Source organism: Flagellimonas ochracea, assembly GCF_009903685.1.
GTDB lineage: Bacteria > Bacteroidota > Bacteroidia > Flavobacteriales > Flavobacteriaceae > Flagellimonas > Flagellimonas ochracea.
Genome location: NZ_JAAABI010000001.1, coordinates 1,069,049 through 1,087,744, shown reverse-complemented (window position 1 = coordinate 1,087,744; position 18,696 = coordinate 1,069,049). Strand labels below are relative to the sequence as shown.

Sequence of the window (18,696 nt, the reverse complement as noted above, 5' to 3'; positions counted from 1 at the left end):
ATATGAGAGTCAAAATATTGTATTGCCTGTTAATTGGGCTCTTGGCATCTGCTTGTCAAGAAAAGGAAAAACTAATCGGGGACACCTTGATTTCAAACATCAATATTGTTGATGTTAAAACAGGCAAAATCCTTCCCACACAGGATATCCTTATAGATGGGGATCATATTGCAAGTATTCGCCCCTCCAATACCGCAAACTATGCAAAGCAAAGCCACATAGACGGGGAGGGTAAGTACATCATCCCTGGTTTATGGGACATGCATGCACATCCCGATGACCCAGAGGTTTGGCGCATGAATCCTAAAGAAGAAGAAAAGGAAAGATTACTCCCACTTTTTGTCGTCAACGGGGTAACCGGTATTAGGGATATGGGTGGCGATCTTAATTTGGTGAAACGTTGGCAGAGTAAATATGCCAATGGAGAGTTGCTGGTCCCCAAAATTTTTGCAGGGGGTCCTTTATTGGATGGCCCCAATCCCATGTGGGACGGTTCAGTGGGCATAGCAGGTCCCGAACAGGTCAAATATGTCGTGGATTCACTGATTCACGAAGGTGTGGATTTTTTAAAGGTGTATTCGTTGCTTCCACGGGAAACTTATCTTGAACTCAGTAGATATGCCCAGGAAATTGATTTTCCGTTTGTAGGGCACGTTCCTTTTACGGTGCTCCCATCTGAAGCGGCAGCCACTGGCATGAAAAGCCAAGAGCATTTACTGGAGATACTCAAGGAATGCGCGGATAAACCGGATGAGCAATTTTTGAAAAAACTCGGCAGCATTGAAAATCGAATAGAACGCTCAAACAAAATCAATGATTTTAGGCTTAAAACCTTTGATGGGTTTAAAGCAGACTCGCTCTATTCCATCTTTAAAGAACAAGGAATTTGGCATTGTCCCACGTTGAGCATGTGGTATAAAAATGCTTGGTACGAGCAAGAGTGGGGGAGAGACCTAGAGCTAACAGAGCTACTTCCACCTTATTTACAAGCATATTGGACACCCGAACACAACGATCATCTTCAATTTAGGGACAATACGGATTTTATAAAAACAAAGCAACGACTATATCAGCTTTATCAGGAAATGGTCAAGAATATGAACGACAAAGGGGTGTTGTTGTTGGCCGGTACGGATGTGGGAGCAAATCCACTTTGTCATCCAGGAGTTGGGGTGCACAACGAACTGGAGGCCCTTGTAGAAGCTGGACTTACTCCAGCGGAAGCCCTGAAGACAGCGACTTTAAACCCAGCTTTGTTTTTTGAGATTACTGAGGAATACGGAACTGTTTCCGAAGGAAAAAGGGCTGATTTGGTACTACTGGAAGGTAACCCACTGGAGGATATTAATGCCATCAGGAGCATAAGCAATGTAATTCGGGATGGTCGGGTGTTTGATTCGGAAAAAATCTTTGAGATAAAGAAAAGCATTCAAAAAATCAATACCGGATCATGAAACGGAAAGACTTTTTAAAAAGCTTTTTAGTTGGATTGTCACTTCCTTTTTTCGCATTTGGAAAAAGTGGACAGAAAAAAACGTGTTTTACAGATGCTGATGTAGAGGGTCCTTTTTTTAGAAAGGGAGCGCCAAAACGCCTTAATTTGGCCGAAGGATATAAAGAAAAGGGTACAATCTTATATGTTCAAGGACATGTCTTTGGAAAAAAATGTATCGAGCCAGTGAAAAATGCCACAATTGATATTTGGCATGCCAGTCCCAAAGGCCAATATGATCTTAATTCTGATACATTTCTTTTCAGAGGAAGGTTGAGGACTGATGACAATGGGTTCTATGAATACAAAACCCTGCTCCCAAAGGGATATCGGGATGGTGGTTTGGACAGGCCAAAACATATCCACTATAAAGTTAGAGCGGAGGGATATCAAGAATTAACGACACAGCTCTATTTTGCTGGCGACGAAAAATTGAAGAGTGATTTTTTTGTGATTCGCAATCGCGGAATGAAAAGAGCCATGACTCCGACCACAAATGAAAAAGGGGAGCTGAAAGTCACATTTAATTTGGCCATAAAGCCAAAAAACATATGAAAAAGTCTACCCAATTATTGATACTGTTTTCTTTGATTTGCTGGTTCAATCACGCTCAGCAACTTTCGTTTACCAACAAAACAGAACAAAATCTCCCCAGTATTTCACAATCTGAAAGAAACTCGATGGATGCCAAAGTGGGTGATATTGATGGTGATGGTGATTTGGATGTTGTGGTAGCTGTTGAATTTTACAAGAACATCATTTTGGTTAATGACGGAAATGGGAAATTTTCTAACGATAGCTTTAGGCTTCCGGACATAGAGGCCGTTCAAGCATCAAAACCATATCCCTATTATCCCTATCATGACACCGAGGACATCGCTTTGGAAGATTTCGATAATGATAGCGACCTGGATTTAATTTTTGTTACCGAAGATGATAAGGTGAATGAATTCTACCTGAACAAGGGTAACGGACATTTCGAAGACAACACAAAAGAATTTCCGGCACAAGGAGTCTCCAATGGTGTTTTGGCCGGTGACTTTGACAACGATGGATGGATGGACATCATTGTTGGAAACAATGGACAGAACAACTACCTGAAAAACACCAACGGAAAGTTTGTTGATGAGACCATGGATAGATTGCCAACTACAAACGATATTACCCAAGACCTGCAAGCTGTAGATTTTGATAATGATGGTGATTTGGATGTTATAGTGGCAAATGAAAAGGCAAATCGTTTGCTATTGAACAACGGTCAGGGTAAGTTTTCTGATGCGACCTCGGATTACTTTGAAGAGGAATCTTTACTTGATGAAACCCGCGAAGCGACTTTTGCTGATATAGATAACGATGGAGATTATGATGTTTACTTTGCCAATGTCTACATGTTTCAGCAGGTGGAACCCATTCAGCGCTTGCTGGTCAATAAGGGTAAAGGAAACAGGTTTGCAGATGAAACGGCGGAACGTCTTGGTTTTACCAAAGAGTACAGCATAATTGATGGAACGTTCTCTGATTTGGATGCCGATGGCGATTTGGATTTGGTTTTGCTCACCCATGTCGGCCCCAAACTATTTCAGAACGACGGCAAAGGTTACTTTCAGGATATTACAAAAACCGCTTTCGGGGTAGTAAAAGGTGATGGCGTGGATACTGAGATTGCTGACTTCAACGGGGATGGTAAATTGGATATTTTCATTGGCTGCTTTAGGGCAAGTGATATATTGCTGCTACAAGATTGACCCACTCTTTTTCTAGCCCATACAATCGTTGTTAACGATTGGTTAATGTCTAAATTATACAATTCATAAAGAATATGTGGGCCTAAGTTCGCTATAAACTAGTTCCACAAGCATGAAAAAAGCACTTCTAGTACTGACCATGATTACATTGACTTTTCAAGGAAATGGGCAAGACTTGTTCGCAAGTTCACCACAAAAATACACAGTAAAATATGTTTGTCCGCCCTGTGGATGTACACAAGATGGGGAGCATTTTGATGCACCCGGTATTTGCTCCGAGTGCAATATGGCCTATACTACCCAATTAAAAGGTATGGAAAACAAACCAAGAACGTCAATGTCGAGAAGAACGGCAGCCATAGTGCTTTTTAATGGGGCCGACATTATGGATGTAACAGGCCCTATGTCTGTATTTGAACATGCTGGATTCAACATCATAACTGTGGCTAAGGATGAGAAACCCAAACAGATTGGGATGTATATGAAATTAGCTCCCGACCATACTTTTGAATCACTTCCCGATGTTGATATAATCATGGTTCCAGGAGGAGGCCCTGCAGAAAGTAATCAAGATAATGATATTGTGAATTGGTTAAGAACAAGGGATGCCCGAACGGACACCATGTTCTCGGTTTGTAGCGGGGCCTTTTTTTTGGGATTGGCAGGAATTTTGGATGGTAACGAGGCTACGACCTTTGCTTCCTTGATACCTAATCTAAGGGCGCAATTTCCAAAAGTAAAAGTCCTCGATAATGTTAAGTATGCGAACAATGGACATGTCATCACGTCCTCTGGACTTTCTTCCGGTATTGATGCTTCCTTTGAAGTAGTGGCAAAATATTATGGGTTGGGACTGGCACAGGATATTGCCAACCGTATGGAATATCCTTGGAAACGTAGAAACGACTATGCAAGGTCCCAGTTGGCGGACAACTACATCATAACAATGGGGAATTTGGTAAGAAGATTTGCTACAAAATACCATTATTCCGATGGGGATATGAATGCGTGGGAGTTTAAATATTTGCTCTGGAAGGGCGTCGAAATTGATGGGTTTATGGGTTTAATGGAGGCAGAATTTCAGAAACTACCAAATTTTGATTGGGAGTCCAAACAAAAAGATTTATTGGAGGGAGTTTACGAACACCCAAATCTGGGAAAGGGCAAAATAGTTTTGAAGTTAAGAAACGTGGACGGAATATATGAAGCTTCCCTGAGCGCCAAAAGAGTCGAAAATTATTCATTCTAAAATGAGAATCATGAATTTTTCATTTAAAAACAGTATAATTTGGACCATGGTTTTGGTGCTTTCGGGTTGTATGGGAAAGGCCCAAAATGCTCTAACACATGTCAAACTGGATAACGCAATCGAGGCCAGACCTGAAAAGAACATACCCGTTCCATCACAGTTTGAAAACCTCCCTTTGGTGGAGCCGACCATTGCTGCCCATCCTGAAAACAATCGCCTACTTGTGGCAGCGGCCATGGTGGTTACCGATGTGGATAGACCCTACCAAAGCTGCAGACTCTCCAGTTTTTTCAGTAACGATGGAGGCAAAACATGGGAAGAGACTGCACATGATTATTGGGGGTACGATCCTTGGGTCGCCATGCTGGATAATGGAACAACAACTATGAGTTGGTTGGGCACGCCTACGGTTTTCAAGCATCAATTTCCGTTACAGATTTTTTCATCAGACGATGGGGGCAGGAGTTGGTTAAGCGAAATGCAGGTTTTCAATGGTTTTGGTCACGGGCATGACGGTACCAAGTTGGTCGGTTTTAATGATGCCTTTTATTTGACCACCGTTCGTTTTAATGCGGATATGGGGGCGGATGTGGTTTTGTATGAATCCAAGAAACAGGGACCCTTTGAGGAGGTTATTTCCATAAGGGGAAATGGTAAGCGATTGAACTTTTGTGAACCGGCCATACTCACAGATGGTTCGGTGGTGATCCCCACAATGCACGGCAGCGAAAAAATTTGGGCCAATGTATACAATCCCAATACTGACAGAATATCTGACACTTACATAATTTCTGACAACCCAAAGCTGGGCAGGGGATATTCCAGAATGGCCGCAGATACCAATCTCAATTCAAAGTTTCAGAATAGAATTTACTTTGTGAGGGCGGTTGCGGATGGTTCTAGTTCCGAAGGGGTGTGGTTGAACTTTTCTATGGATAAAGGGAAGACATGGACGAAAGAAAAAAGAGTGGACCTCTTTAAAAATGGTTTACCCAGTAAAGCCAATGTGGCCAGCGTAGCTGTCAATAAAGACGGTGTTGTCGGCATATCATGGGTAGATGGCCAGCACTCAACGGACCAAAAAGCTTATGATGTTTACTTTGCCATATCCAAGGATGGTGGAGTAAGCTTTCAGCGTCCTGTTCGTGTTAGCAAGGTTAGCTCTAATCCTCGAACACAAGCCAATGCCGATGTGGCCAATAAATTTATTGGAGGTGGTCATTATTTGGGAATAACAACACGGGCCGATGGTAGTTTTCAATTGATTTGGAGCGATAGTAGGTCAGGAATTTTTAAACTACAAACATGTCGAATTAAAATAGGCTGACTATGTAAATGTTCTTTTTACTGCTCATGAATGATAATCAACACCTTCAAAAAAAACAGCAAAAATGAAACTTGGTTATAAAAACTATTTGGTTGTTTGTTTGATTATGGTTTTCGCCCATCTGCCAAGTGCAGATGGGCAAAACGCCATACTTTCTAAGGTTCATGTGAATACTGTGGTGGAAAAAACAGGCGAACTCTTCAACAAAAATTATGTTTTTCCTGAAAAAGGAAAGGAAGTGAAGCAGTACCTTGCCCAAAGGCAACAAGAGGGGGTTTATGATAGATTTGAGGCAATTGATAGCCTCACGGACCAATTAAGAAAGGACATACTCTTTATCACCAATGACAAACATGTAAATTTCATCGTGAAGAAACAAATAGAGGGGAAAAGGGATACACCGGAGAACCCCATGACTGATTTTTTCAAGAATCTTGAAAATTTTGGACTTACCAAGGTGGAGGTTCTGGAAGGTAATATTGGCCTTTTGGAAATTACATTCTTTTTTCCCATTAACATGAACAAAGGGGCGGCCCTAGCGGCAGCCAAGGCCATGGAGAAACTTCAAGATTGTAAAGCAATCATATTTGACGTGCGGAACTGTAAGGGGGGAGATCCCGAAATGTTGAATTATCTGGTTACATACTTGTATCCTGAGAACCAAAAGATACACTTGAATACATTTTATTTTCGCCCAATGGATCAATATGACCAGACGTACACCTTGGACAAAGTGCCAGGTAAGAGAATGCCAAATACTCCGGTATACGTTCTAACGGGCAGCACCACCTTTAGTTGCGGGGAGGAATTTGCCTATGATATAAAGCATTTAAAACGTGGAACTTTGGTAGGTGAGCTCACGGGAGGTGCGGCACATCCGGTTCAACCCATGGAGGTGAATAAGGAAATTCAGGTGTTGATTCCTGTGGGCAGGGCCATCAATCCCATTACTGGAACCAATTGGGAGGGAATCGGGGTTAAACCTCATTTTGAAGTTTCTGCAGATGAAGCTTTAGACAGAGTCATGGCATTGATAAATGAGAAGTAATTAGTAGTTCACCATGTTTAGAAGTGTACTTAAAACAGATTCCAATGATTTCACCCCTTTAGTTTTGAGGGTAATCTTGGGAGTGGTTATTTCCGCTCACGGAGCGCAAAAACTTTTTGGAATTTGGGGCGGCCATGGTCCTGAATGGACCGTTGATGCATGGCATCAATGGTGGGGACTTCCATCCGTCCTCACTTATTTGGTGATATTTATAGAATCCATAGGGGCAACTTTGATGATTTTAGGGCTCTTAACACGGTTTTGGGCCATTTTGATTGGCATTATCATGTTAGGCGCTATCTATCTGGTTCATTGGCGATGGGGTTTTTATATGAACTGGTATATGCAACCTCAAGTTGGAGAAGGTTTCGAATACCACATACTTGTTTTGTCGATTTTGCTCGTTCTAGTTTTGAGGGGTGGAGGTAAATGGTCTTTGGATGGTCGGTTGTCCAGAAAATAGGATTAAAGTCTAAACAAGCTGATTTACATACTTCATGCTACTTTTTGATTTTGGCTTTGAAATCAGATAATTCAAAAACACATTCTTTTGTACCTTAGACCATGCGATGGTCTCAAATTTTTGCAGAATCCTTTTTTCTAAGTAGTATTTTTCTTTTACAGGCATGTTCGGCACAATCCCGATTGGTTGAAGATTATATACAAACTGTGACCCATGAAAATCTGAGGTATTATCTGTATTATCCTGAAGAATATGAGGCGAATCCCGAGTCTGAATTTGGACTGTTACTTTTCTTGCATGGCGGAGGTGAGTCCGGAGGGGAATTGGAAGATATCAAAAAAAATGGCCCTCCCAAGCTGTTGGTGGAAGGCAAGCAGTTTCCCTTCTTGGTGTTGGCGCCACAAAATCCACATACAAGAAAATGGTGGAACATACATGCGGTTGCGGCTCTTTTGGATGAGGTTGTGGAGTCTAATCGGGTGGACAAAAAGCGAATTTATCTTTCCGGCCTCAGTCGGGGAGGAAGTGCCGCTTGGGAAATGGTCACGCAATATCCCAAAAAATTTGCAGCATTGGCAGTAGTATGTGGCATGGCTCCCGTGCCTTATGCCCATTGGATTGATAAGGAAATGCCCATTTGGGTTTTTCATGGTGATAAAGACGAAATTATCGATGTAGGAGAATCAGATAAAATGGTAAGAAAGCTAAATCAAATGGGATATGATGTGCGCTATTCACGCTATAAAGATGTTGGTCACAACTCATGGGGAAGAGCCTACACCACAGATTCGCTCTATACGTGGTTGGCGCAGCAACAAAGGAAAGATTAATATCATGAAGTATTTGAAGCACGCCTATATTGCCCTTTTCATTTTAGGATGCCGAGGGAAAGAAGTGACAACAAAAGAACCTGTTCCAAAAAAAACGGTTTCTACGCAAGTTGTAGCCCAAGAGGAGCCGGAAATGGAAACCAGATTAAAGACATTTGAAAATCTTTCAGATACAACGTTTGTTCGGTTGGCCGATTTCAGTGAAGATTTTACATATGATATGCGCTATGCCACCGAGAACAATTTTTTAAAGGCCAAGGTATATGACTGTGCAGAATGCTATACCCGTGTAAAAACCGCCAAAGCGCTTATTGCTGCCAACATAGATTTTATGCAAAAAGGAGTCAAAATCAAGTTTTTTGATTGTTATCGCCCCAATTCCGTGCAGCACAAAATGTGGAAAATTGTACCCAATCCGCAATATGTGGCAAACCCGGTAAAAGGCTCTATTCACAACAAAGGGGGAGCCGTGGATATTACTTTGGTTGATTTGGAAGGAAACGAATTGGATATGGGAACGGATTTTGATTTTTTTGGAAAAAGGGCGTATCATGACAACCTTGATCTGCCTGAAGAAGTTTTGGAAAACAGAAAACTCTTAAAAGAAACCATGGAGGCGCATGGTTTTTGGTCCATAAGAACAGAATGGTGGCACTACAATCTTTCAGCGGCATCCAATGACCCCGTTGCCGATTTCAAATGGGAGTGCACCAATTAAATCTTGTTGCATTCCAGAACTATCAAATCATCATTGAGGTCAGTGGTGAAAAATAGATATATTTCACCTCCATCCTTAATTTTGTGCTTCTTACGAATTGCAGCTACCGATATGGGAAAGTTTCTTTTAGTGATGTTGGCTTTTTTCTTCTCAAGATGCTTCAAATGACTTTTTGAGTATGGGTGAACTTGAACTATCTTAAATCGTCTTCCAGGAAAATCAATCCGTTCAGAAGCTGTGTACAGATGCGAGTGGTGATGCAGCTTTTTCACACCAAATTTCTCACCAACCAATTTAAACCCTCCTGATTTTAAAATGGCCGCATTGGGCTCATACAAATATTGATCGGGTATTCCCATATTTATTTTGGCTGCAGCTTCTTCCTCCCATATAAAACTGAACTCCACATTGTTCTTGACCCTCAGATTAACCGCTTTGATGACAACCGAACCCAAATAATCGCGTTCTAATGTAAAGAGCAGTTCCTTTACTTCATTCCGCAAGGCTACAACATGAACTTCTTTCACAAAACTCAATTCACTTATAACCCGTTTGATGTCCAATAGCGGAGAGGTCTTCACCAAAACATTTTCCGTATGTTTAAAAATAAGGGGGAGTTGTTGAGGGAGGTTTGGCAGGCAATCTTTCAGTAAAAAGACCTTGCCCTTCACATCATCTCTACGAGATGGGTCCACATAGATCCAGTCAAAAGAATTCTTGGTTTGGTTCAAAAATGCAATCCCGTCGTTTGAAACACAGGTTACATTTTCGCTTCCCAATACATTAAAATTATGGGCAGCAATAGCACTTAAATCGGGATTCAGTTCTACGTGTACCACTCGATTTATTTTTTTGGCAAAGTAATAGGTGTCCACACCGAACCCCCCAGTTAGGTCCAAAAGTGATTTTCCTTCAATTAAATCAGCCTTGTATTGTGCAGTAATTTCGGAACTACTTTGCTCAATATTCAGTTTGTTGGGATAATAAATATTTTCGGTATTGAACCAAGTGGGCAGCTTTTCCTTGCATTTTTTTCGAGCTTCCAATTGCGCTACCAACTCTTTCTGGGAAATACCCTCAAAAATTGGTTTTTTCAATAAGACTGACAAGGTGTCAGACTCACTAAAATTTTTTATAAAATATTGAACACCAGTATTTAATAACAATTTATTCAAACTGACACTATAAGTTTTTGGTCAATTTTTTTACGAAAGAATATTCGGCAAGAAACTCTTGCAGAACCACTTTTATTGCGGTATAACCTGGTACAGCCACCACCATGCCCACCACACCAAACAATAAACCAGCGATGATAATGATGAGGAAGATTTCCAGTGGGTGTGATTTTACGCTCGTTGAAAAAATAAACGGTTGAGAAAAGAAATTATCAATGAGTTGACCTATGACCAGACCGATGAAAACGTAGAGTGCTTTTGGCAAAATCACAGTACTGAAATCTGCTCCCAAAAAACTGGTCATGGTGAGGGTTATCATAATGACACCCCCTATAATTGGACCGATGTAGGGAATGATGTTGAACAAGGCACAAAGGAAAGCGATAACAATTGCATTTTCTACTCCAACAATCAAAAGTGCAATGGTGTAAATGACGAATAGAATGAACAGTTGCAACAAAATTCCAGCAAAATATCTGGAAAGGAGCCCATTGATTTTGTCAATGGATTTAACAACACCACTTTCTTTATTGTCTGGAATAAAGGTCAACATACCGTTTTGAAATAGTTTGCTATCCTTTAAAAAGAAGAATGAAATAAACAGCACCGAAAAAAGGCCGACGCTGAAGTTGCTCAAAATATTCACGAATGAGTTCAAAAAATCAGGTATAAAACCCAGATCCAATTCTTGGAGAACACTTTCCTCAATTTTGGAATCCTCTATCAAATCTGTAACACTGCCCGAAGTGGCGCCAAAGTAATCTAGAATTTGAATATAAAGTGTATTGACATCTGCTTTTAATGCCTCGATATCCAATAACGAAAGGTTTCTACTCTGTTCTGAAATCAGCGGAATGAACAAAGCCAAAATACCGAGAAATATGGTTAGCATGAAAATCATGGTCGCAATTACGGCCAGTGTATTGGGAAACTTCAACTTTCGCCTTAAAAAGAGCACTATAGGTCTGCCCAACAACGCTATGACAACCGCAATGGCCAAATAGGCCAATACTGATTTTACGGCATACAGAAAATAGCCTAAAAGGACAATACCCACAATAATGGCCACGGCCCTTAGGATACCATTGGCAATGATTCTCGAATTCATACTCAATTTTTAAAAGCGTATTCTATGATATTGGCTCCCATTTGAAGTGCCCTAAGCCTAATTTCCTCAGGATCGTTATGCACCGATGGATCTTCCCAACCATCCCCTAGGTCACTTTCATAGGTAAAAAGAACCATCAATCGTCCTGTGTCAAAAATACCAAAAGCCTGAGGTCTCTTGCCGTCATGCTCGTGTATTTTGGGAAGCCCTTCAGGAAACGCATATTTTTGTTTGAAAATGGGATGGTCGGTCCCCAACTCTTCAAGTTGTCGGTCTGGAAATACCTTTTCCAGCTCTCTCTTCACATAAGGTTCCATGCCGTAATTATCATCTATGTGCAAGAACCCTCCAGATAGTAGATAGGTTCTTAGATTCTCTGCTTCTTCATCGGAAAAAAAAACATTGCCGTGGCCAGTCATGTGCAGATAGGGGTATTTAAAAATGGAGATGCTATTGGCCTCGACGGTTTCTGGTTTTGGTTCTATTTTGGTGTCGATATTGGAATTGCAAAATTCAATAAGGTTGGGCAGGGCGGTGGGGTTGGAATACCAATCGCCACCACCACCATATTTGAGCACGGCGATTTCCTGTCCATTGATAACAATAGGTGCCAAAAGAGCAAATATATTTAAGACGGTCAGAAACAGTTTCATCCTGGTGGAATGTAGATTCAAAAGTACAGTTTTCATCGTTAGGAATCCATAATTCCTATGATAAGCATTGAATCAATACAAACAGTTCCATGATTTACTTTAAGCAAATTTTTGGTTTAACTATTAATAATAGCTATGGTTGTGCACGCCACTATGGCCGCGGTCTCGGTTCTTAAACGGTTTTTCCCCAAAGAAATGGGAACGTATCCATATTCCTTTGCAAGATCAATCTCAGTTTGGGAAAAATCACCCTCTGGACCAATGAGTATGATGATATCCTTATCTGCCACAGCTCTCCTTTTCAACTCCATTTTTTCGCTATCAGCACAATGGGCGATAAATCGTAATCCTGAATTCTCTTTTTTCAAAAACTCTTCTAGGGAAATCATGGGATTAAGTTTGGGCAAGGTCGTTCGTAAAGATTGTTTCATGGCTGATTGCAATACACGATCCATCCGTTCAGGCTTTACGGTTTTTCGTTCAGCATGTTCGCAAAGAATCGGTGTAATTTCATCTACTCCGATTTCGGTGCCTTTTTCCAAGAACCATTCATAGCGGTCATTCATTTTGGTGGGTGCAACTGCCATGTGCAGCTTATACCTTTTGGGAACTGTTTTTTTTGTGGAAACAATCTGGGCCTTACATTTACGTTGGTCGGCAATCAGAATTTCCGCTTCAAAAAGGTATCCTTTACCATTGGTGATATGCACAATATCTTTCTCCTTTTTCCTGAGAACCCGGACCAAATGCTTGCTTTCCTCAGGGGTAAAAAAGAATTGTTTGTAACTGTTGTCCAAGGAAGGGTTATAAAATAGTTGCATGGCCTATAGCTTAGTTTTTGCATGTTCCAATCCCAGTTCCATCCATTGCATCAATTGTTCTTCGGTACCAAATCCCTTTGCGGATACAAAAATGAATTCTTTCATGGGTTTTCCAGTAAAGTCCATGGGCCTCACATAATCCTTTTTCAAAATGGAATCCATTTTATTATCTACCACCCGAACCACTAAATCTTCCTTGACCACACCAATGGTCATTTTACCTTTATGTAGAAAGGCAATTCCACCGAACATCTTTTTTTCTAAAAATTCTTCAGAAAAAAGCGCGCTGGCTGCACGGATTCTATCGGCAGTTTCCGCATTAAAGGCCATAGGTTCTTTTTATAAATGTAAGGTACTAAATATATGGTAATACAGATGGCTTAGCTTCCTATGGCAAAGCGAGCTTTAGCAGCCACACTTTGATTCGAAAATTGCCCTTTTCGATATTTTAGGTATCCCGTGATTCCAATCATTGCTGCATTGTCCGTACAATATTGAAATTTTGGAATATAAGTATGCAAGCCCAATTGTTCCTCAGCCTCTTTTAGTCGAGTGCGAATTCCGGAGTTGGCTGCAACCCCACCGCCTATGGCAATCTCATTAATACCTGTTTGTTGCACGGCCAATTGTAATTTGTCCATTAAAATATCCAAAATCGTGTTTTGAACGGAAGCACAAATATCATCGATATTTTCTGCAACAAAATCTGGGTTTTTTTTAGTCTCCCGTTGCAGAAAATAGAGAATACTGGTCTTTAGGCCACTGAAGCTAAAATTAAGTCCTTCGACTTTTGGTTTTGGAAAATTGAAAGCTGCTGAATTTCCTTGTTGCGCATGTTTGTCAACCAATGGTCCTCCAGGATAGGGGAGCCCCATGAGTTTGGCACTTTTGTCAAAAGCTTCACCAACAGCATCATCCAAAGTCTCGCCCAATATCTCCATATCAAAAAAATCCTTGACCAGTACAATTTGGGTATGCCCCCCGCTTATGGTCATTGCCAAAAAAGGAAATGAGGGTTCCCGGTTGTTTTCATCATCCTCGATAAAATGGGCCAAAATGTGTGCTTCCATGTGGTTTACCGCAATCAAGGGAATGTCAAGCCCCAATGCCAATGATTTAGCAAATGAGGTCCCTACCAATAAAGATCCCATAAGTCCCGGTCCTTTGGTAAATGCTATGGCTGATAGGTCTTTTTTGTCGATATTTGCTTTGGCCAAAGCCTGGTGGACTACGGGAACTATGTTTTGTTGATGGGCCCTTGAGGCCAACTCTGGAACTACACCCCCATATTGTCTGTGGATATCTTGTGTTGCTACGACATTGCTCAAAACTTTTTTGTTGCACAAAACAGCCGCAGAAGTATCATCACAGGATGATTCAATACCGAGAATGTAAGTTTTTCTGGATGTCACTGGTTTTGGAATAAAAATTGGAGGTCAAAGGTAAAACATAAAGTCCTATCAAAAAACTACGTAAAATACTGCTTCGGTTTCTGTTGGTAATCTTACTGATTATGGTATTGGGTTCTTTGATTCTTTCATTGCCCATTGTGCAGACTAGACTGGCAAAATATGCGACCGAGACCATCAATCAAGAATTTGGAACCAATATTTCCTTGGATAGGGTGAGCCTGTCGTTATTCAATTTAAATGCGGGCCTAAAAGGCGTATATGTTGAAGACTACAAAAAAGACACATTGGTTTACATAAGAAAATTGAACACTTCAATCCTTAACCTTAGAAATATGTCCAACGGAAAAATGGAGTTTGGGGATGTTGAAATGGAGGGATTGTTCTTTAACTTGAAAACCTATCAAGGGGAAAGTGACACCAATCTGGATGTATTTGTGGCCAAGTTAGATGATGGACAGCCCCGTGCACCGGGCACGCCCCCCTTCTTTTTGTCCTCCGAGGGCATTCAAGTTTTTGAGGGAAGGTTCTTGTTGATTGATGAAAATGAGGAAAAACCTGAAGTGCTTAATTTCTCTAATTTGGAAGTGCTGGCCAAGGATTTTCAGATTTTGGGCCCCGACGTAAGTCTTGCCATTGAAGATCTTTCTTTAGATGCATCAAGGGGAATTCGGTTGCAAAAGCTTTCCACCCATTTCACATACACGAAGCAAAAAATGCAATTTGACACCTTGCAGATAAATACTAGGGAATCCCAAATCAATGGTAACCTAAAGTTCATGTACAACAGGGAAGACCTTTCCAAGTTTGTCGACCGGGTTCAGATTGAAGCTGATTTTGGGGAATCAACGGTGGCCTTAAATGACATCAACACGTTTTACAACGAATTTGGAAAGGACAAAAAAGTCTCGTTCTCAAGCAAGGTAAGCGGTGTACTCAACAAATTGGTAACCGAAGATCTGTTTGTCCAAACCGAGAATACAGGAATTTACGGCGATTTTGAATTTGACAATATGTTCAGTCAGGAAGCTCCTTTTATTATGCACGCCGATATCGACAATCTCACTTCCAGTTACTTTCAACTCCGTTCTTTGTTGCCCAATATTTTAGGACGAAATATTCCCTCATCGTTTCAAAAAATGGGACAATTTACCATTCGTGGAGATGCGGAGGTAACGGAAACCTCGTTGGATATTCAAATAAATCTTAATACCGCCATTGGTAGGAGCTACACCGACCTGCAGATGACCAATATTCAGAGCATTGACGAAGCATCTTACATAGGGTTTATTTCCTTGGTTGATTTTAATCTTGGAAATTTCACGGAAACGGAAAATCTTGGGCTTACCTCCTTGGACGTAAATGTGGAGGGAAAGGGTTTTATTTCAGAATATCTAAATACCGAAGTTATTGGTGAAGTGCATAAACTGGAGTACAATGGCTATGAATACAATAATTTAAGGGTGTCAGGTATCTTGAAAGAACAGCTATTTGATGGTTCCTTGGTAAGTGGTGACGAAAATATAAATTTCGACTTCAAGGGGTTGGCCGATTTTGGTGAGGACCAGAACACATTTAATTTTATTGCCTCAGTGGCCTATGCCGACTTAAAAAAACTAAATTTTATAAACGATAGCGTATCCGTTTTTAAAGGAGACCTGGATATGAACATTGAGGGAAATACCCTGGATGACATGATTGGGCAAATCCGTTTTTCCAATACCACCTATCAAAATAAAAATGACACATACTATTTTGAGGATTTTGCGGTAACCTCTTCTTTTGACCAAGATACGGTGCGCACGGTGGAAATAAATTCACCGGATATCATTACAGGGTATGCCAAAGGAAAATTTAGAGTAGCGGAGCTCGGCAGGTTGGTACAAAACTCAGTGGGAAGCATCTATACCAATTACAGGCCCTATGAAATATCAGATGGTCAACGCTTAAACTTCAACTTCAAAATTTACAACAAAATAGTTGATGTATTTTTTCCAGAGGTCACCTTTGATGCCAATACGTTTATACGAGGGAACATTGTCGCCGATGAAGGCGATTTCAAACTTACCTTTAAATCACCTAGCATCAGTGCGTATGGTAATGAGTTTGATAATGTAGAGTTAAAAATCGACAATAAAAACCCACTTTTCAACACCTTTGTTTCGGTACAGGACATGTCCACCGTTTATTACGATATCCAGGACTTTAGCCTTATCAATACAACCTTGAAAGATACATTGTTCTTTAGAACTGAGTTTAAGGGAGGCAGAGGTTTTGACGATAGCTACAACCTGAATTTTTATCACACCTTTAACCAAGAGAACAAGTCTGTCATCGGATTAAAAAAATCAGATGTCAATTTTAAAGGAAATACCTGGGTGCTGAACAAGCAAGGAAACAACAAGAACAAGGTTATCATCAATAGCACTTTGGACAGCATCCAAATAGAGGAAATTGTCATGGACAATAATAATCGGGAACAGATACGCCTTCGAGGGGAGTTGGCCGACTCAACCTATAAGGATTTGGACCTACAATTTAAGATAGTGTCCCTCAACAAAATAACACCCGTAATTGACAGCTTAAAACTGGAAGGGTCGGTTGATGGATTTTTGAACATCTTGCAAAAGGAGGGCAAATATTTGCCCACATCCAGTTTAAATATTAGGGATTTTAGTGTTAACGATAGGCACTTGGGTGATTTGGAAGTTGGTATTTTCGGAAACAATGACCTGACCCAGTTCGGTGTAAGCACTTGGCTTAATGAGAATGGAAGGGAAAAAATGAGCATTAACGGTCAGGTGACCAACATAAACAACGTACAGGAGTTGGATTTGGCCGCTAACTTTACTGATTTCAATTTGGAGCCCTTCAGTCCTTTGGGAGAAGATGTGATTTCCAACATTCGGGGTCTTTTAAGTGGAAGTGTAAAAATCGAAGGTAGGGCAGAAAATCCATCCATCAATGGAAATTTGAGCCTGAATGATGCAGGAATTGGCATTCCCTATCTTAATGTAGATTATGACTTTGCACCTTATTCCAAGGTACGTCTCTTTGACCAAACCTTCTATTTTGAGGAAATAGGCCTTTCCGATGTGGCTGAAGGCACAACCGCCACCTTGGATGGAACCATTAACCACACCGCTTTCGGAGATTGGTCCCTAGATTTGGATGTGGACACCAACAACGGTCGATTTATGATATTGAATACCGAATTCGATGAAGAAGCACTTTACTATGGCACAGGATTCATCAACGGAACTGGAAGCATCTATGGTCCGACAGATGCATTAAACATTGCTGTGGATGCTTCCACGGCAAGAGGAACTTCGCTTAAAATCCCATTGAGCGACGTAACCAGTGTTGGCGATTATTCCTTTATCAATTTTATTGAAAAAAGCGGGGCGGAATCTTTTGAGGAAGAGCGCGTGCTGGAAGACTACAAAGGATTGGAAATGGCCTTTGATTTAGCGGTAACACCTGAAGCTGAAGTTGAAATTGTAGTCGACCAGAACACAGGCAGTTCGCTAAAGGGAACGGGCGAGGGAATTCTCCTCATAGAAATCAATACCAATGGGAAGTTCAATATGTATGGAGAATTTGTTGCGGTTACCGGAGAATACAACTTTAGATATGGAGGTGTAATAGACAAAACTTTCAGCGTACGGCCCGGAGGTACCATCTTATGGGAACGCGACCCATTGGCCGCCCAATTGAATCTGGAAGCTGTGTATTCCCTAAATGCCAATCCTGCACCACTTTTGGACAACCCTGGATTCACGGGTAGGATTCCAACAGAAGTGGTGGTTCGTTTGGATGGCGAACTGGAAAGTCCCAATATTAACTTTGATATTGACTTTCCCGGGACCAACTCTGTGGTGCAATCAGAGTTACAGTATCGCTTACAAGACCCTACCGTAAAAGAACGTAATGCATTTTTTCTTTTGGCCCAAGGAACCTTCGTTAATGAACAAACGGGAATCAATCAGCAGGCCGTGACGGGTAACCTTATTCAAACCGCATCCGGAATGCTCAACCAAATTCTGTCGGACAATAACGACAAGTTTAATTTGGGGGTGTCCTACGAGCAAGGACTTTTGGACCCAAACGCCGATATAAGGACCGAAAATAGAATTGGGGTCACGGTATCTACGCAGATTTCAGATAGAATTTTGGTCAATGGTAGAGTGGGGGTTCCCGTGGGCGGAGTCTCGGAAACTGTAGTGGCTGGAGATGTGGAAGTGCAGGTTTTGCTCAACGAACAGGGCACGCTCAGCGCCAAAATATTCAACAGGGAAAACCAAATACAGCAATTTTTGGCCGAAAGACAGGGATATACACAGGGGTTGGGACTTTCATATCAAGTGGATTTTAACAGCTTCAAGGAGTTAATGCGCAAAATATTTAAAAAGAAGGATAACAAAGACCTACCAGAACCTCAAAAGGAATCCACGGAAGTTATGGGGAAGGATAGCTTGATTCGCTTCCGCACCAAGCGCAACACCGCAGAAAAATTACTACAATAAGCATTGTTTTTTTGAAGATTTCTCAGCAAAAAAAATACGAAAACGTTTGCGAAAATCTCTGAAAACAAATAAGTTAATAAGGCATTCCAATTTTGGATAAAGTTTCCTAGTTTTGATCTCTTAAAATTTTTG

The 18,696-nt window shown here is 41.1% G+C and carries 16 protein-coding genes; 10 read left to right on the top strand and 6 right to left on the bottom strand.

The window, feature by feature from the left end; genetic code table 11:
* Nucleotides 1-2: 2 nt before the first annotated feature.
* From GTQ34_RS05050 to GTQ34_RS05010, 9 genes are all read left to right on the top strand, one after another.
* Nucleotides 3-1,454, top strand: coding sequence for an amidohydrolase family protein (locus tag GTQ34_RS05050; RefSeq protein ID WP_166522651.1), 1,452 nt, complete (start codon nucleotides 3-5; stop codon nucleotides 1,452-1,454).
* Nucleotides 1,451-2,047: a dioxygenase family protein gene (locus GTQ34_RS05045; protein WP_166522650.1), complete on the top strand. Its 597-nt coding sequence runs from the start codon at nucleotides 1,451-1,453 to the stop codon at nucleotides 2,045-2,047. The genes GTQ34_RS05050 and GTQ34_RS05045 overlap by 4 nt, the downstream gene beginning before the upstream one ends.
* Nucleotides 2,044-3,237: an FG-GAP repeat domain-containing protein gene (locus GTQ34_RS05040; RefSeq protein WP_166522649.1), complete on the top strand. Its 1,194-nt coding sequence runs from the start codon at nucleotides 2,044-2,046 to the stop codon at nucleotides 3,235-3,237. Before GTQ34_RS05045 ends, GTQ34_RS05040 begins: the two co-directional genes overlap by 4 nt.
* A 112-nt stretch (nucleotides 3,238-3,349) precedes the next feature.
* Nucleotides 3,350-4,486 (top strand): DJ-1/PfpI family protein, encoded by a 1,137-nt coding sequence (locus GTQ34_RS05035; protein ID WP_166522648.1) that lies wholly within the window; start codon nucleotides 3,350-3,352, stop codon nucleotides 4,484-4,486.
* A 10-nt stretch (nucleotides 4,487-4,496) separates the two neighbouring features.
* Nucleotides 4,497-5,813 (top strand): beta propeller repeat protein, encoded by a 1,317-nt coding sequence (locus GTQ34_RS05030; RefSeq protein WP_166522647.1) that lies wholly within the window; start codon nucleotides 4,497-4,499, stop codon nucleotides 5,811-5,813.
* A gap of 64 nt (nucleotides 5,814-5,877) precedes the next feature.
* Entirely contained in the window at nucleotides 5,878-6,861 is a 984-nt protein-coding gene (locus tag GTQ34_RS05025) for a S41 family peptidase (RefSeq protein ID WP_166522646.1), read from the top strand.
* Nucleotides 6,862-6,874: 13 nt separating this feature from the next.
* Nucleotides 6,875-7,324 carry a DoxX family protein gene (locus GTQ34_RS05020; protein ID WP_166522645.1) on the top strand — a complete coding sequence of 150 codons (450 nt, stop codon included), beginning with the start codon at nucleotides 6,875-6,877 and terminating at the stop codon, nucleotides 7,322-7,324.
* A gap of 101 nt (nucleotides 7,325-7,425) precedes the next feature.
* Nucleotides 7,426-8,154 carry a carboxylesterase family protein gene (locus GTQ34_RS05015; RefSeq protein ID WP_166522644.1) on the top strand — a complete coding sequence of 243 codons (729 nt, stop codon included), beginning with the start codon at nucleotides 7,426-7,428 and terminating at the stop codon, nucleotides 8,152-8,154.
* A 4-nt stretch (nucleotides 8,155-8,158) separates the two neighbouring features.
* Entirely contained in the window at nucleotides 8,159-8,872 is a 714-nt protein-coding gene (locus GTQ34_RS05010; RefSeq protein WP_166522643.1) for a M15 family metallopeptidase, read from the top strand.
* Here GTQ34_RS05010 and GTQ34_RS05005 read toward each other — a convergent pair.
* From GTQ34_RS05005 to tsaD, 6 genes are all read right to left on the bottom strand, one after another.
* Nucleotides 8,869-9,969 carry a class I SAM-dependent methyltransferase gene (locus GTQ34_RS05005; RefSeq protein ID WP_313790405.1) on the bottom strand — a complete coding sequence of 367 codons (1,101 nt, stop codon included), beginning with the start codon at nucleotides 9,967-9,969 and terminating at the stop codon, nucleotides 8,869-8,871. The two genes, GTQ34_RS05010 and GTQ34_RS05005, sit on opposite strands and share 4 nt — an antisense overlap.
* Before the next feature lie 85 nt (nucleotides 9,970-10,054).
* On the bottom strand, nucleotides 10,055-11,155 hold the full coding sequence (locus GTQ34_RS05000) for an AI-2E family transporter (protein ID WP_166522641.1): 1,101 nt from the start codon (nucleotides 11,153-11,155) through the stop codon (nucleotides 10,055-10,057).
* Between the two features lie 2 nt (nucleotides 11,156-11,157).
* The gene (locus tag GTQ34_RS04995; protein ID WP_166522781.1) at nucleotides 11,158-11,808 is read right to left on the bottom strand and encodes a DUF4159 domain-containing protein; all 651 of its coding nucleotides are present in this window, start codon (nucleotides 11,806-11,808) and stop codon (nucleotides 11,158-11,160) included.
* Between the two features lie 116 nt (nucleotides 11,809-11,924).
* Nucleotides 11,925-12,629: a 16S rRNA (uracil(1498)-N(3))-methyltransferase gene (locus tag GTQ34_RS04990; protein ID WP_166522640.1), complete on the bottom strand. Its 705-nt coding sequence runs from the start codon at nucleotides 12,627-12,629 to the stop codon at nucleotides 11,925-11,927.
* A 3-nt stretch (nucleotides 12,630-12,632) separates the two neighbouring features.
* Nucleotides 12,633-12,959: a TfoX/Sxy family protein gene (locus GTQ34_RS04985; RefSeq protein WP_166522639.1), complete on the bottom strand. Its 327-nt coding sequence runs from the start codon at nucleotides 12,957-12,959 to the stop codon at nucleotides 12,633-12,635.
* A 50-nt stretch (nucleotides 12,960-13,009) separates the two neighbouring features.
* Nucleotides 13,010-14,041, bottom strand: coding sequence for a tRNA (adenosine(37)-N6)-threonylcarbamoyltransferase complex transferase subunit TsaD (gene tsaD / locus GTQ34_RS04980; protein WP_166522638.1), 1,032 nt, complete (start codon nucleotides 14,039-14,041; stop codon nucleotides 13,010-13,012).
* A 101-nt stretch (nucleotides 14,042-14,142) separates the two neighbouring features.
* Here tsaD and GTQ34_RS04975 point away from each other — a divergent pair, with 101 nt between their 5' ends.
* A complete protein-coding gene (locus GTQ34_RS04975) occupies nucleotides 14,143-18,564 on the top strand; it encodes a translocation/assembly module TamB domain-containing protein (protein WP_166522637.1) in 4,422 nt (1,473 codons plus the stop codon).
* The last annotated feature ends 132 nt before the right edge of the window (nucleotides 18,565-18,696 follow it).

Coding starts and splice junctions, on each gene's coding strand:
- GTQ34_RS05050 (WP_166522651.1), top strand. CDS start 3: ATGAGAGTCAAAATATTGTATTGCCTGTTAATTGGGCTCTTGGCATCT.
- GTQ34_RS05035 (WP_166522648.1), top strand. CDS start 3,350: ATGAAAAAAGCACTTCTAGTACTGACCATGATTACATTGACTTTTCAA.
- GTQ34_RS05015 (WP_166522644.1), top strand. CDS start 7,426: ATGCGATGGTCTCAAATTTTTGCAGAATCCTTTTTTCTAAGTAGTATT.
- GTQ34_RS04995 (WP_166522781.1), bottom strand. CDS start 11,808: ATGAAACTGTTTCTGACCGTCTTAAATATATTTGCTCTTTTGGCACCT.
- GTQ34_RS04985 (WP_166522639.1), bottom strand. CDS start 12,959: ATGGCCTTTAATGCGGAAACTGCCGATAGAATCCGTGCAGCCAGCGCG.
- GTQ34_RS05010 (WP_166522643.1), top strand. CDS start 8,159: ATGAAGTATTTGAAGCACGCCTATATTGCCCTTTTCATTTTAGGATGC.
- GTQ34_RS05020 (WP_166522645.1), top strand. CDS start 6,875: ATGTTTAGAAGTGTACTTAAAACAGATTCCAATGATTTCACCCCTTTA.
- GTQ34_RS05030 (WP_166522647.1), top strand. CDS start 4,497: ATGAATTTTTCATTTAAAAACAGTATAATTTGGACCATGGTTTTGGTG.
- GTQ34_RS05025 (WP_166522646.1), top strand. CDS start 5,878: ATGAAACTTGGTTATAAAAACTATTTGGTTGTTTGTTTGATTATGGTT.
- GTQ34_RS05040 (WP_166522649.1), top strand. CDS start 2,044: ATGAAAAAGTCTACCCAATTATTGATACTGTTTTCTTTGATTTGCTGG.
- GTQ34_RS04990 (WP_166522640.1), bottom strand. CDS start 12,629: ATGCAACTATTTTATAACCCTTCCTTGGACAACAGTTACAAACAATTC.
- GTQ34_RS05000 (WP_166522641.1), bottom strand. CDS start 11,155: ATGAATTCGAGAATCATTGCCAATGGTATCCTAAGGGCCGTGGCCATT.
- GTQ34_RS05045 (WP_166522650.1), top strand. CDS start 1,451: ATGAAACGGAAAGACTTTTTAAAAAGCTTTTTAGTTGGATTGTCACTT.
- GTQ34_RS04975 (WP_166522637.1), top strand. CDS start 14,143: ATGGTATTGGGTTCTTTGATTCTTTCATTGCCCATTGTGCAGACTAGA.